The sequence below is a fragment of the Collinsella aerofaciens genome (assembly GCF_020709435.1).
Lineage (GTDB): Bacteria > Actinomycetota > Coriobacteriia > Coriobacteriales > Coriobacteriaceae > Collinsella > Collinsella aerofaciens_AU.
In genome coordinates, this window is record NZ_JAJFDP010000014.1 from 33,328 (window position 1) to 45,615 (window position 12,288).

At 57.3% G+C, this 12,288-nt stretch carries 9 protein-coding genes and 1 tRNA gene; all 10 read left to right on the forward strand.

All coding sequences use genetic code 11. From position 1 onward, the window contains the following. The first annotated feature begins 4 nt into the window (after positions 1–4). The 10 genes from gpmI to LK493_RS08230 all read left to right on the forward strand — a co-directional run bounded on the left by gpmI (position 5) and on the right by LK493_RS08230 (position 12,130). Positions 5–1,558, forward strand: coding sequence for a 2,3-bisphosphoglycerate-independent phosphoglycerate mutase (gene gpmI / locus LK493_RS08185; RefSeq protein WP_227790691.1), 1,554 nt, complete (start codon positions 5–7; stop codon positions 1,556–1,558). A gap of 164 nt (positions 1,559–1,722) precedes the next feature. Then, a complete protein-coding gene (gene secG / locus LK493_RS08190; protein ID WP_006236144.1) occupies positions 1,723–1,977 on the forward strand; it encodes a preprotein translocase subunit SecG in 255 nt (84 codons plus the stop codon). A 294-nt stretch (positions 1,978–2,271) separates the two neighbouring features. Beyond that, on the forward strand, positions 2,272–3,948 hold the full coding sequence (locus LK493_RS08195; protein ID WP_225093366.1) for a peptide ABC transporter substrate-binding protein: 1,677 nt from the start codon (positions 2,272–2,274) through the stop codon (positions 3,946–3,948). Between the two features lie 156 nt (positions 3,949–4,104). After that, complete coding sequence (locus tag LK493_RS08200) at positions 4,105–5,142, forward strand: ABC transporter permease (protein ID WP_117746680.1); 1,038 nt, start codon at positions 4,105–4,107, stop codon at positions 5,140–5,142. A 14-nt stretch (positions 5,143–5,156) separates the two neighbouring features. Then, positions 5,157–6,092, forward strand: coding sequence for an ABC transporter permease (locus LK493_RS08205; RefSeq protein ID WP_035138881.1), 936 nt, complete (start codon positions 5,157–5,159; stop codon positions 6,090–6,092). 2 nt (positions 6,093–6,094) lie between these two features. Next, positions 6,095–7,186: an ABC transporter ATP-binding protein gene (locus LK493_RS08210; RefSeq protein ID WP_022094887.1), complete on the forward strand. Its 1,092-nt coding sequence runs from the start codon at positions 6,095–6,097 to the stop codon at positions 7,184–7,186. Further along, positions 7,186–8,214: an ABC transporter ATP-binding protein gene (locus LK493_RS08215; RefSeq protein WP_022094888.1), complete on the forward strand. Its 1,029-nt coding sequence runs from the start codon at positions 7,186–7,188 to the stop codon at positions 8,212–8,214. The genes LK493_RS08210 and LK493_RS08215 overlap by 1 nt, the downstream gene beginning before the upstream one ends. Before the next feature lie 596 nt (positions 8,215–8,810). Beyond that, positions 8,811–8,900, forward strand: a tRNA-Leu gene (locus LK493_RS08220). 59 nt (positions 8,901–8,959) lie between these two features. Then, positions 8,960–11,305: a GAF domain-containing SpoIIE family protein phosphatase gene (locus LK493_RS08225; protein ID WP_227790692.1), complete on the forward strand. Its 2,346-nt coding sequence runs from the start codon at positions 8,960–8,962 to the stop codon at positions 11,303–11,305. A gap of 78 nt (positions 11,306–11,383) precedes the next feature. Next, the gene (locus LK493_RS08230) at positions 11,384–12,130 is read left to right on the forward strand and encodes an anti-sigma factor antagonist (RefSeq protein ID WP_055286928.1); all 747 of its coding nucleotides are present in this window, start codon (positions 11,384–11,386) and stop codon (positions 12,128–12,130) included. The last annotated feature ends 158 nt before the right edge of the window (positions 12,131–12,288 follow it).

The following is a 12,288-nucleotide window of genomic DNA, read 5'->3' on the forward strand; positions in this document are numbered from 1 at the left end:
ACATATGGCACAACGTCATCTTCCTGCACTCCTGATCATCATGGACGGCTGCGGCCTGGCTCCGTCCGATGGCGAGAACGCCGTCGCCGCTGCCAAGACGCCCTTCCTTGATAGCCTGTATGAGAAGTACCCCCACACCACGCTCGGCGCTTCGGGCGAGGACGTGGGTCTTCCCGATGGCCAGATGGGCAACTCCGAGGTGGGTCACCTCAACATCGGTGCCGGCCGCATCGTGTTCCAGGAGCTTTCGCGCATCAACAACGCCATCAAGGACGGCTCCATCGCCAAGAACGAGGTCTTCGTCAAGGCTATGGACGACGTCAAGGCTGACGCCAAGACTCTTCACCTCATGGGCCTTATGAGCCCTGGCGGTGTTCATTCTCACATGAACCACGTCGAGGCTCTGGTCAAGATGGCTGCCGAGCACGGTGTCAAGACCGTTCGCGTCCACGCCTTCATGGATGGCCGCGACGTTGACCCGCAGTCCGGCGCTGGCTACATGAGTGAGTTCTGCGCCTTCCTGGCTAAGATCTCCGAGGAGACCGGTTGCGACGCTCGCGTTGCCACCGTCTCGGGCCGTTATTGGGCCATGGACCGCGACAACCGTTGGGAGCGCATCCAGCGTGCCTACGACGTCATGGTCAACGCGTCCGATGCCGATGTCGACCCTGTTGCCGGTATCAAGGCCTACTACGAGAAGGATCCGCGCGGCGACGAGTTCGTCGAGCCCTTCGCTGCCCACAACGAGGGCATCCACGAGGGCGACGCGGCCATCTTCTTCAACTTCCGTCCCGACCGCGCTCGTCAGATGACCCGCGTGTTCACGGACAAGGAGTTCGACGGCTTTGAGCGCGAGCAGATCAAGCTTTCTCACTTTGTGACGATGACCGAGTACGATCCGACGTTTGACGTCGAGGTCGCCTTCCCCAAGACGTTCCCCGAGAACGTCCTGGCCGACGTTATCGCCGCCAACGGCCTGAAGCAGCTGCACACCGCCGAGACCGAGAAGTACGCCCACGTGACGTTCTTCCTCAACGGCGGCATCGAGGAGCCCAAGGAGGGCGAGGAGCGCGTGCTCGTCGCTTCCCCCAAGGTCGCTACCTACGATCTGCAGCCCGAGATGAGCGCTCCCGAGGTTACCGAGAAGCTTGTCGCCGCCATCAACGAGGATCGCGCTGATTTCTACATCGTGAACTTCGCGAACTGCGACATGGTTGGTCACACCGGTGTCTTCGACGCCGCCGTTAAGGCCGTCGAGGCCGTTGACGATGCCCTGTCTAAGGTTGTCCCGGCGATTCTCGCCAAGGGCGGCTTTGCGCTGATCACCGCCGACCACGGCAACGCCGATCACATGTTTGACGTTGCTTCCGACGGTTCCAAGCATCCGTTTACGGCTCACACCACCAACCGCGTTCCGTTCATCATCGTTGATGAGAAGGCCAAGCTCACCGGTATCGAGGACGGCCGTCTTTCCGATATCGCTCCGACCATGCTCACCATGGCTGGTATTGAGCCTTCCGCCGAGATGACGGGCCGCGTGCTCGCCACCGAGGCCTAATAGAAAACAAATACCGTTTTCTAGTAAGGGGGTTGTCCACAACCGGACAACCCCCTTTTTGGTATTTCTGCCATTTCCACCCCGTCCTTGAGTGGCAGGTAGGGGAGAGCGGGGGATTGTGGTACAGTACTGGAGTTTAAACTGTTCTATTAAGGAGCTTATCTATGGGTCCGTTCCAGATTCTTCTGTTTGTCGTTTGGGCTGTCTCTGCCGTGGCGCTGACGATTCTCGTCCTGATGCATTCCGGTAAGGGCACCGGCGTTTCGGATATGATCGCTAGCTCGCTGTATAACTCCAGCTCTGCCACGGGCGTCATGGAGCAGAACCTCGACCGACTGACCGTCATCATGGCTGTCGTGTTTGCCGTGTGCGTCGTGCTGTGCATGTTCTTCTTCCCGCAGGGCATCGTCGGCTACTAAGCACGAGCCGCATAAATATTCAAAAAGGGTCCCGTAAGTGCGGGACCCTTTTTGTTTACATATTTGTAACAGAGTCAAAATATCCCCACATACTTCGCCCAACTAAAGAAATTCTCGACCGTTAACCGGAATTAGCCCCAAATTGTGTATAAAATGCGCTACTGTATTGCAAAACGTTGGTCCGTTGTGCATAACCAGCCATAGCAGCGGGCGGCGTTTTGATGGTTCGGATCGGATTGTTTCGACATGTGTCCGACTGAACATTTCTTTGTCCTATCTCATAAGGAGGATGGCATGGCTGATTCTATGTTCCACCAGCCCGTTATGGGTCGTCGCGCCTTTGTTGGCGGCACCCTTGCTGCGAGCTCCATGGCTTTTCTTGCCGCATGTGGCAAGAAGGGTGGCGACGCTTCCGGTTCTGAGTCCGGTTCGACGCTGAACTTCTACATCAACAACCCGGTCTGCATCGACCCCTACAATGTCCAGGAGGACCAGGGCACTCAGGTCGAGTACCAGCTCTTTGACGCTCTGACCTCTTACGACGCCGAGAAGGGCGAGATCGTTCCGCTGGCTTGCGAGTCCTTTGAGTCCAACGACGACGCCACCGAGTTTACCTTCAAGATCAAGAAGGCCAAGTTCCACAACGGTGACGACGTTACCTCCAAGTCCTTCAAGCTCGGTTGGGAGCGTCTGGTCAACACCAAGTCGGCCATCGCTACCGAGTACGGTCCTTCCGAGGTCTCCTATCACCTTTCCATGGTCGAGGGTTATGACGATCTGCTTGCCGGAAACGCTACCGAGCTCAGCGGTGTTACGTGCCCCGACGATGAGACCCTCGTCGTCAAGCTGTCTTCCGCTTACGCTGACTTCCCCTTCGTCGCCTCTCATCCGGCTCTGGCCCCGGTTCCCGAGTGCGCCGAGTCCGATGTCAAGAGCTTCTATCTTGCCCCGGTCGGTAACGGCCCGTTCATGATGGACGGCAAGTGGGAGGATGGCCAGGAGATCAACGTCAAGAAGTTCGACGATTACTATGGCGACAAGGCCAAGATCGATGGCATCCACTTCCAGGTCATCAAGGACATGGAGACCGCTTACAAGGAGTTCCAGGCCGGTAACCTCGATGTCTGCGACGTTCCCGTCGCTCAGATCGATGCCGCCAAGAAGGATCGCGGCGTGTCCAAGGACGGCTACACCATGGGTGACGGCGAGCGCATGCTGCTCGGCGCCGAGCCTTCCACGTACTATCTGACCTGCAACACCACGGCCGAGCCGTTCAACAACGCCGACCTGCGTAGGGGCATCTCCCTGGCCATTAACCGTGAGGCCATCTGCAAGACCATCTTCAAGGGTACCCGTACCCCTGCCGACGGCATTGTTCCTCCGGGCATCGATGGCTACAAGGAGGGCGCATGGGAGTTCTGCGCCTACGATGTCGACAAGGCTAACGAGTACCTCGACAAGGTTGCTCCCGCTGGCGCTAACGGGGATCGTGGCATTAGCGTGACCCTGTCCTACAACCAGGACGGCGGTCACAAGGAGATCATGGAGTCCATCATCGGCGACCTCGCCAAGGTTGGCGTTACCGCTGTCTCCGATACCCCTGAGTGGTCTGCCCTGCTCGAGCAGTATCAGAACTTTAACTATCAGTTCGGTCGTCTGGGTTGGATTGCCGACTACCCGATCATGGACAACTTCCTGTATCCGCTGTTCCACTCCGACTCCCTCGGTGGCGACAACCGCTCCGGTTACAACAACCCCGAGTTCGACGCCAAGGTCGACGAGGCTCGTACTATTGTTGACGACGAGGAGCGCGTCGCTAAGATGCAGGAGGCCGATGCAATGGTCGCTGCCGACTGCCCGGTCATCCCGATTATGTTCTACACGCACACCATCGCCGGCTCCGATCGCATCAAGCACCTCTATGTCGATCCGCAGAAGCACGCCGATCTGGGTACCGCTGAGCTCGCCTAAGAGTTTGCAGCTTCCGTGAGGGTCAAGTATTTACGTAGACCTCATGGGAAACATACAGTTCTCCCTAACCTGGGGTAAACTGGCTGATGGTAATTTTGGGATGCCGGTCTGGCGATCGGCATCCCATTTAGGTTAATCCCTAGATAGGGGAGTGGTATGGGTAAGTACATCGTTAAACGTGTGCTTCAGTTCATCCCGGTGTTTTTGGGCGTTACGCTGATTCTGTTCGCCCTCCAGAATATCGTGCCGGGAGATCCGATCAAGCTGATCGGTGGAGACAAGGCTCTGTCCCCCGAGGTGGAGCTTCAGCTTCGCGTCCGCTATCACCTGGTCCAGACGGACGAGGACGGCAACGCGATCCTTGACGAGAACGGCGACCCCGTTCAAACGTCGCTCGTGGACCGTTACTTGTATTACATGAACGGCCTGCTTCATGGCGATCTGGGCAATTCGTATCAGCGCAAGCTGCCGGTTACGGAAATCTTCGCCCAGAAGTATCCGTATACGGTCAAACTTGCCGCGTGCGCCATCGTGCTCGAGGCAATCATGGGTATCGGTGCGGGTATCATTTCGGCGGTAAAGCGTTATTCCTTCTGGGATATTTTGGTAACGCTCACCACGTCGATCCTCGTTGCGGTCCCGGCCTTTTGGCTCGGTATGTTGCTGCAGCTGTTCTTTGGCGTCATCCTCAAGGACGCCACGGGCGGTGCAATCTCCATGCCGATCTCGGGTGCCGGCGGTTCCAGCTCTCAGTATCAGGATTGGATGCACTATGTGCTTCCGACCATTACGCTGGCTTCGGTTTCGACCGCTTATGCTGCCCGCATTATGCGCTCGCAGCTGCTTGACGTCATGAACCAGGATTACATCCGTACGGCAAAGGCGAAGGGTCTCTCCAATCGCGCGATCATCGTCAAGCATGCGCTTAAGAATGCACTCATCCCCGTCGTTACCTATATTGGTGTCGACTTTGGTGGCATGCTTTCGGGCGCCATCCTGACCGAGACGGTCTTTAACTGGCCCGGTATCGGCTATGAGGTCTATCGCGCCATTAGCATGCGTGACTGGCCCATCGTTATGGGCGGCGTTACGCTCATCGTCGTCGTCGTTATGGTGATCAACCTGCTCGTCGACATTAGCTATGCATTCCTCGACCCACGCATCCGCCTTGGCGGTCCGTCGGATAAGGCCTAAGGGAGGTACGTCTCATGCAGGAAACTGATTCTCAGTCTCAGGAGCAGGCTACCGCCACCAAGGCCGCATCTGCTCCCGCCAAGTCCCGCACGCTGTGGGGCGACGCTTTTAAGCGTCTTCGTAAGAACAAGCTCGCCGTTATCGGTGTCTGCTGGATCATCATCGTCGTTGTGGTTGCACTGACCGCAGATCTGTGGGCTAAGCCCTGGCTCGGTTCGCCGACGGCTTCCGACTCGACCACCATGGCCGAGACGTCGCTGCTGGCTCCGTGTGCAGAGCACCCGTTTGGCACCGACGCCCTTGGTCGTGACATTCTCGTCCGCGTTATCTACGGTGCGCGCGTTTCGCTGTCCGTCGGCATTATGGCCACCGCGATCTCCACGCTGATCGGTCTGGTCATGGGTGCTCTGGCGGGTTTCTACGGCGGCATCTGGGATACGATCATCATGCGCTGTGCGGACATCTTCCTAGCGTTCCCGTACGTGCTGTTCGTTGTCGCCATGATCGCCGTTATCGGCCGTGGCCTTCAGAACGTCTTTATCGCCATCGGTATTCTCGGCTGGCCTTCGATTGCGCGCGTCTTCCGCTCTGCAATCTTGACGGTCAAGGAAAACGACTATGTTGATGCTGCGCGCGCGATGGGTGCATCTGATGCTCGTATCGTCGTGCGTCACATCTTCCCGAACTCCGTCGCTTCCATCGTGGTCTACGCGACCATGAACATTGGTGGCGCCATTCTGACCGAGTCCGCTCTGTCCTTCCTCGGCATGGGCGTTATTCCGCCTACGCCTTCGTGGGGCTCCATGATTCAGGACGGTCAGCAGTATCTTCTGACCGCTCCCTGGATGATGATCATGCCCGGTCTGGCAATTCTCTCGACGGTGCTCGCCTTCACCCTGTTGGGTGATGGTCTGCGCGACGCCCTCGACGTCAAGATGAAGGACGCATAAGGATGAAGAAGAACAAGAACTATGTGGACCTGAAGGACCAGCCGGTTCCTGAGGGCCAGCATCTGCTCGAGGTCGATGACCTTAAGATGTATTTCCACACCGAGGATGGCGTCGTTCGCGCTGTCGACGGTGTCTCCTACACGCTCGATCGCGGCGAGACCCTGGGAGTCGTCGGTGAATCCGGCTCCGGTAAGTCCGTGACCGCCATGACCATCATGGGCCTTATCTCGATGCCTCCGGGAAAGATCGAGGGCGGTGACGTTCGCTATCGCGGCCGCTCCATCCTCGAGATGACCGAGGAAGAGATGCAGCACATTCGCGGCAACGATATCGCGATGATCTTCCAGGATCCTATGACCTCCTTGAACCCGGTCTATAAGATCGGCAAGCAGGTGGGCGAGGGCCTTCGTCTGCACCGTGGCTACTCCAAGCAGGAGGCGCTCAAGCGTGCCACCGAGCTTTTGGACCTCGTTGGTATTCCCGAGCCCGAGAAGCGCGTCAACGAGTATCCGCACCAGTTCTCTGGCGGTATGCGTCAGCGCGTCATGATTGCCATGGCTCTTGCCTGCGATCCCGATATTCTGATTGCCGACGAGCCCACGACTGCTCTGGACGTTACCATCCAGGCTCAGATTATTGAGCTTATGCAGGAAATGCAGGAGAAGAACGGCAACGCCATCATCATGATTACCCATGACCTGGGCGTCGTCGCCGACATGGCCGACAAGATCATGGTTATGTACGCCGGCCGTCCCGTCGAGTTCGGTACTGCTGAGGAAATCTTCTACGAGAGCCGCCACCCCTACACCTGGGGCCTTATCCGCTCCATCCCGGAGCAGGCCATCGAAGAGAAGAAGCCGCTTACGCCGATTCACGGCAACCCGCCTTCGCTCATGAACCTGCCCGAGGGCTGCGTGTTCTCGCCTCGTTGTCCCTATGCGACCGATAAGTGCCGCAAGCAGCGCCCCGAGCGCGTTGTCACCGAGTCTGGTCATTACTCTGCGTGCCACTACTCCGGTGACCCCGAGTTTCTCAAGAACGCTCCTGAGACGTCCCGTACGCGCAAGGATTCCAAGAAGGGAGGCGAGGCGTAATGGCAGATACCAACGAGCGTACTCCGTTGCTGAAGGTCGAGCACCTCTCTAAGGAGTTCCCCGCTGAGTCCGGCATGTTCGCCAAGCGTTTTTCCAAGCGTGTCGTCTCTGCTGTAAATGACATCTCTTTTGAGATTTATCCTGGCGAGACCTTTGGTCTGGTTGGTGAGTCTGGTTGCGGTAAGTCCACGACGGGTCGCACCATCATGCGCTTGACCAAGCCGACCGCCGGTAAGGTGTTCTTCCAGGGCAAAGATGTTGCCGAGATGAGCAAACATGAGATCAAGGACATGCGTCGCGAGATGCAGTTTATCTTCCAGGATCCCTATGCTTCGCTCAACCCTCGTATGACCATCGGCGAGATCGTCTCCGAGCCCATGACCATTCACGGCGTGGGCACCAAGGAGGAGCGTATTGAGCGTGTCCGCGAGCTGCTGGACGTCGTCGGTCTGAACCCCGAGCACATCAACCGCTATCCGCACGAGTTCTCCGGCGGTCAGCGTCAGCGTGTCGGCATTGCCCGCGCGTTCGCTCTGAAGCCCAAGCTGATCATCTGCGACGAGCCTGTCTCTGCACTTGACGTTTCCATTCAGGCCCAGGTTTTGAACCTGCTGAAGGAGCTTCAGGATAAGTTCGGTACTGCTTATCTCTTCATTGCTCACGACCTCTCTGTCGTGCAGCACATCTCCGATCGCGTTGCCGTTATGTACCTGGGTAAGATGGTCGAGGTTTCGGACTGGAAGACGCTCTACAGCGAGCCTCACCATCCGTACACGCAGTCGCTGCTGTCTGCCGTGCCGGTGCCCGATCCTGATATCCAGAAGACCCGCAAGCGCATCATCCTCGCCGGCGATCCGCCGTCACCGCTGGATCCGCCGACCGGCTGCCGTTTCCACACGCGCTGCCCGATCGCGCAGGGCATCTGCTCCGAGAAGCTGCCTGAGTTTAAAGAAGTTGCCCCGGGCCACTGCTGCGCGTGCCACTTCGCCGAGCCGTTCCCGATCAAGGAATCGCACATCGACCTGTAGTCGGTTGTTTTCGTCCGGGCCCGTGCTGGACTTAGTTTTCAGAACGTCCTCGACCATGGAAACCCCCTTATCCTGCTCCTTCGGAGCTGCGGATAAGGGGGTTTCCTGGTCTGCGGAATGTTCTGAAAACTAAGTCCAGCACGGGCCCTGCGGTAACTCGGCAGGGGTGTGCGATTCCCTGATCGCTCACTTAATCTAATGGGAAAGATAGTGAGGCCGGAGCTTTAGCTCCGGCCTCCTTATATAAGGGCTCGGCAAAGCCGAGCCACTAAATTTATATCAGCCCCAGAACATGTTTGAGAACTGTGCATGGAGTACGTAGACGTAGGGCCGGAATGGGGGCAACTTCCCAACGCATTCCGCAGGGGGCGGTACATTTTGTAGCGCGAAGCGCGAATCAAAATGTACCGCATGCCCGAGGACGCGTTGGGAAGTTGCCCCCATTCCGGCCCGGACATATAGATCTACCTGCGCATTTACAAATTCGTAAACTTTTTTCAAAAAAGTGCTTGCACAGTTCTCGAATCATAGGTTATTATCTTCCTCGTTGAACGCGCGGGTCCAACAAAACGAGCCGCGATTCAACAACATAGCATGTCGGAGTGGCGGAATTGGCAGACGCGCTAGCTTGAGGTGCTAGTGACCGCTTTTTGGTCATGCGGGTTCAAGTCCCGCCTCCGACACCATCGCATTTGAGAAGCCTCTTCGGAGGCTTTTTTGTTACCGATAGACGGTGGGGTCCACGATGGAAACGCTTGAACGCAACGAGTGGGCAGACGTTGCCCAACTAGTCGAGATCACGAGCGATGCTGTCATCATCTGCGAGCTCGACGGAACCATTCTGCATGTGAATAATCGCTTACTTGGTTTGATGTGCGAGGAACGCGCCGACGTCATCGGTGGAGATGTTAAAGACGTCCTGTACTCGTCCGCTTTTGAACGTGCGACGGAACATCGTCTGCCATTTGAAACTGATGGCTCCGAGAGCGAACTTATGCTCAAGTTGAGCGACGGCTCTTTTATTCCCGTCTTGGTTCGTGCGGGCTCCGTAACGCCTCCGCGCATCTTTGGGCGCCGCGCGCCACGTGTCCTGGTGGCACTTCACAGTATCGAGGAACAGTATTCTCACGACCGTCAACTCAAGCGTGCGTTATCGGAGCTTAGAGTGGCGAACAAGCGTCTCTCTGGCACGCTCTCGGTCATTATGAGCACTGTGGGATCCGATGAGTTACCCAGCCTGCTTGATACCGTTTTGAACCAGCTTGTAGGAACGCTCGATGCTTCGGGTGCCGCTATCTATTTTTCTGAGAGCGGCGGCTTTAAGCTTCGCGGTGTTTCCAAGGAGCTGCTCGACAGCTACCTGCCCGAGTTTTTGCCGTATGGCGCTGGCATTCCGACGTATGTTCTTCGCGAGTCGCGTGCTTGTCGCTTGTCGATTCAACAGGACCTTGAGGGCGATAAGGCCGCCTCCGGTATGTTCATGGACCTGGATAATCGTTCTAAGCACCTGTTGCGCATGCAGGATATGCCTCCGTACCGCAGTGAAATCTGTCTTCCCGTTTTTTACGGTACGCAGATCCTTGGCGTGCTGGAAGTTGGTTGGAAACGCCCCCAGGCACCGCTTTCCTATGACGTTAATGTGCTCGAGGTCATTTGCGATTACCTGTCTATCCAGCTGGTCGGCATGGCATCGAGCCTTCGCTCCCGTCGCACGGCCGAGCTTGGCCGCTCGCTCAATGTCTTGCGGGATGAGTTGTTTACCTTTCTAGACGATTCCGCCGCGGCTACCCAGGCGGTATCGTCCGAGATCTGCAATATGCTCAACTGCCATTTTTGCCCTATTGAGTATGACGCCAGTCTGGATTCCTACGTCATAGATTTTGAAGGCGGCAGTCGCGTTGCTTTGCCGGACGATCCCGAGAAGCTTTTCTTTTCCACGACGGCGCCAGCGGCACGTTTGGGGGCTGCCCCCGATGGCTTTGAGGCATCTGTTTTGGGCGGCACGAGTGCCGAGGACCTTAAACACGTCCGTATAACTCGCGTTGACGAATCGATGCCTATGGGAGGCTGGCTTAGGGCACATGGCCTGCCTTGCCAGGGTCTCTACGTCGACGCCGGCATCGAGGCGGGGCGCCCGCGCTCTGAGGGCGATGGCAAGCACAGTAACGACGCGATCGTTCCTGCTTCTGTTGCGAAGGGCCCGACGACGCGCGCGCTGCTGCTTCGTGATGGTAGCCAAGAGCCGATTGATGACCTTGAATATGACTACTTGGTGCACTTGGCTCATGACTTTGAACTGATCTATGAAGGCGAATCTCAAAAGCGTGAGGAGCGCCATATCGCTCAGACCCTCCAGATTGGCATGAGAAATTCACTGGGGGATGTTCCGGGTATCGCAACCGATTCGGTGTACCTGTCGGCCACGAACTCGGCGTTGGTCGGCGGCGATTTCTATACGCTCATCCGTCTTCCCGACGATTGCGCCGTCATGATTCTGGGCGATGTGTCTGGCAAAGGCATTGAGGCTGCATCGATGTCCGCGCTCGTCAAGACGGCCCTGACGGCATATGCCTGGGAGGGCGCTGGACCGGCCCGCATGGCACGCTCCCTTAACAGCATGCTCATGGGCTTTTCGAGGGTCGAGACGTTTGTGACGGCCTTTATCGCCAAGATTGACCTTAAAGCCGGACGCGCAACGTATTGTTCGGCGGGCCATCCTCCGACCATGGTCATCAGGCCAGAGTCGATGCCGCTGGGTGGCGACGAGGCTCGTGGGGGAGAGGTCGAGCTGCTTGGATGCCAATCGGGGGTAATCGGTGCCTTTGAGAGCATGGTGTACGAGACAGGCGTGTTTACGTTCGCTCCTGGTGACATGCTCTTCATGTATACGGATGGAACGATTGAGGCCCGCGACCGCACCGGAGCGTTCTTTGGTGAGCAGCGCCTTCGTGACCTTCTGCTCTCTGTCTCGGGTGAGGGCGTATCGGGAATCTGCGGCAAGGTCTTGGGCGAGCTTGACCGATTTACCGAATCGGCGCTGGACGATGACATTGCATTGGTGTCCCTTGAGTTTTTACGGGGTCGTTCATAGACGACGCTGGGCGGGCTGAATCCGTACGGTTGGGGAAACGAATGCATCGAGTGGGCTTTTTTGGGGAACCATGGTCGTATGAATGAGTGGAATGACATAGCGGTTTTGACGCCTCCAGGCGATATCGACATCGCCACGGTGCCTGCGCTGCGTCGGCGGTTGGATGCTTTGATTGGTCGCGGCGTGCGTCGTGTTGTCATCAACTGTCAGGCTGTTAGCTTTATCGATTCGACGGGCTTGGCATTCCTGCTTACGCGCGCTCGTGAGCTCATGAGGCGAGAAGGCCTGCTTTCGCTCGTCAATGCATCGGGTGAAGTTGTTCGCTTTTTGGAGATTGCTCGTCTTGTCGATATCCTTCATGTCGCGGGGCCGGCACGGGAGTCTATTCCCGCCATTCCGGTGGGGGAGCTGCCTCGCTGGAGTAAGAGCGTCGAGGTCCGTCAGGGTATCGAGAATCTTCCATACTACCGACATCGCATCGCCGAACTCCTTGAATCGCTTCCGTTGCGCCGTGACGAGCGCTACGATGTCGCATTGGCGTCGGGGGAGGCGCTGGGTAATGCCTATGACCATGCGGGCGGTATCGGGTGCGTCCTGACGGTTCAGGCCTATGGCGATCGCGTTGTGGTTGAGGTGCTTGATCGAGGTGCCGGCTATTCTATCGATGAAACGAGCGAGCCGGTCGCATCCGAGGAGCGCGGCCGTGGCATCAAGCTTATGCGTATGCTCGTCGATAACGTGGAGGTTGCTCGTCGTACGGACGGCGCCGGCACGCGCGTACAGATGGTGAAGCTGTTTAGCGGAGCGCTGGAATCGTGTGCCTAGCCAATCGCTTTAGCGCGTTTAGCTACTAAGAACATGCGGCAGACAAGTTTTTTGAAAAAAGTACTTGCGTCTTTTGGACAACTCGCGTAAATTAATAACCCGCAAGCGGACATGGCTCAGTTGGTAGAGCACAACCTTGCCAAGGTTGGGGTCGCGGG

Bases quoted from the DNA above. Each gene is read 5' to 3' on its own strand.
- gpmI (WP_227790691.1), top strand. From the start codon at position 5: ATGGCACAACGTCATCTTCCTGCACTCCTGATCATCATGGACGGCTGC.
- secG (WP_006236144.1), top strand. From the start codon at position 1,723: ATGGGTCCGTTCCAGATTCTTCTGTTTGTCGTTTGGGCTGTCTCTGCC.
- LK493_RS08195 (WP_225093366.1), top strand. From the start codon at position 2,272: ATGGCTGATTCTATGTTCCACCAGCCCGTTATGGGTCGTCGCGCCTTT.
- LK493_RS08200 (WP_117746680.1), top strand. From the start codon at position 4,105: ATGGGTAAGTACATCGTTAAACGTGTGCTTCAGTTCATCCCGGTGTTT.
- LK493_RS08205 (WP_035138881.1), top strand. From the start codon at position 5,157: ATGCAGGAAACTGATTCTCAGTCTCAGGAGCAGGCTACCGCCACCAAG.
- LK493_RS08210 (WP_022094887.1), top strand. From the start codon at position 6,095: ATGAAGAAGAACAAGAACTATGTGGACCTGAAGGACCAGCCGGTTCCT.
- LK493_RS08215 (WP_022094888.1), top strand. From the start codon at position 7,186: ATGGCAGATACCAACGAGCGTACTCCGTTGCTGAAGGTCGAGCACCTC.
- LK493_RS08225 (WP_227790692.1), top strand. From the start codon at position 8,960: ATGGAAACGCTTGAACGCAACGAGTGGGCAGACGTTGCCCAACTAGTC.
- LK493_RS08230 (WP_055286928.1), top strand. From the start codon at position 11,384: ATGAATGAGTGGAATGACATAGCGGTTTTGACGCCTCCAGGCGATATC.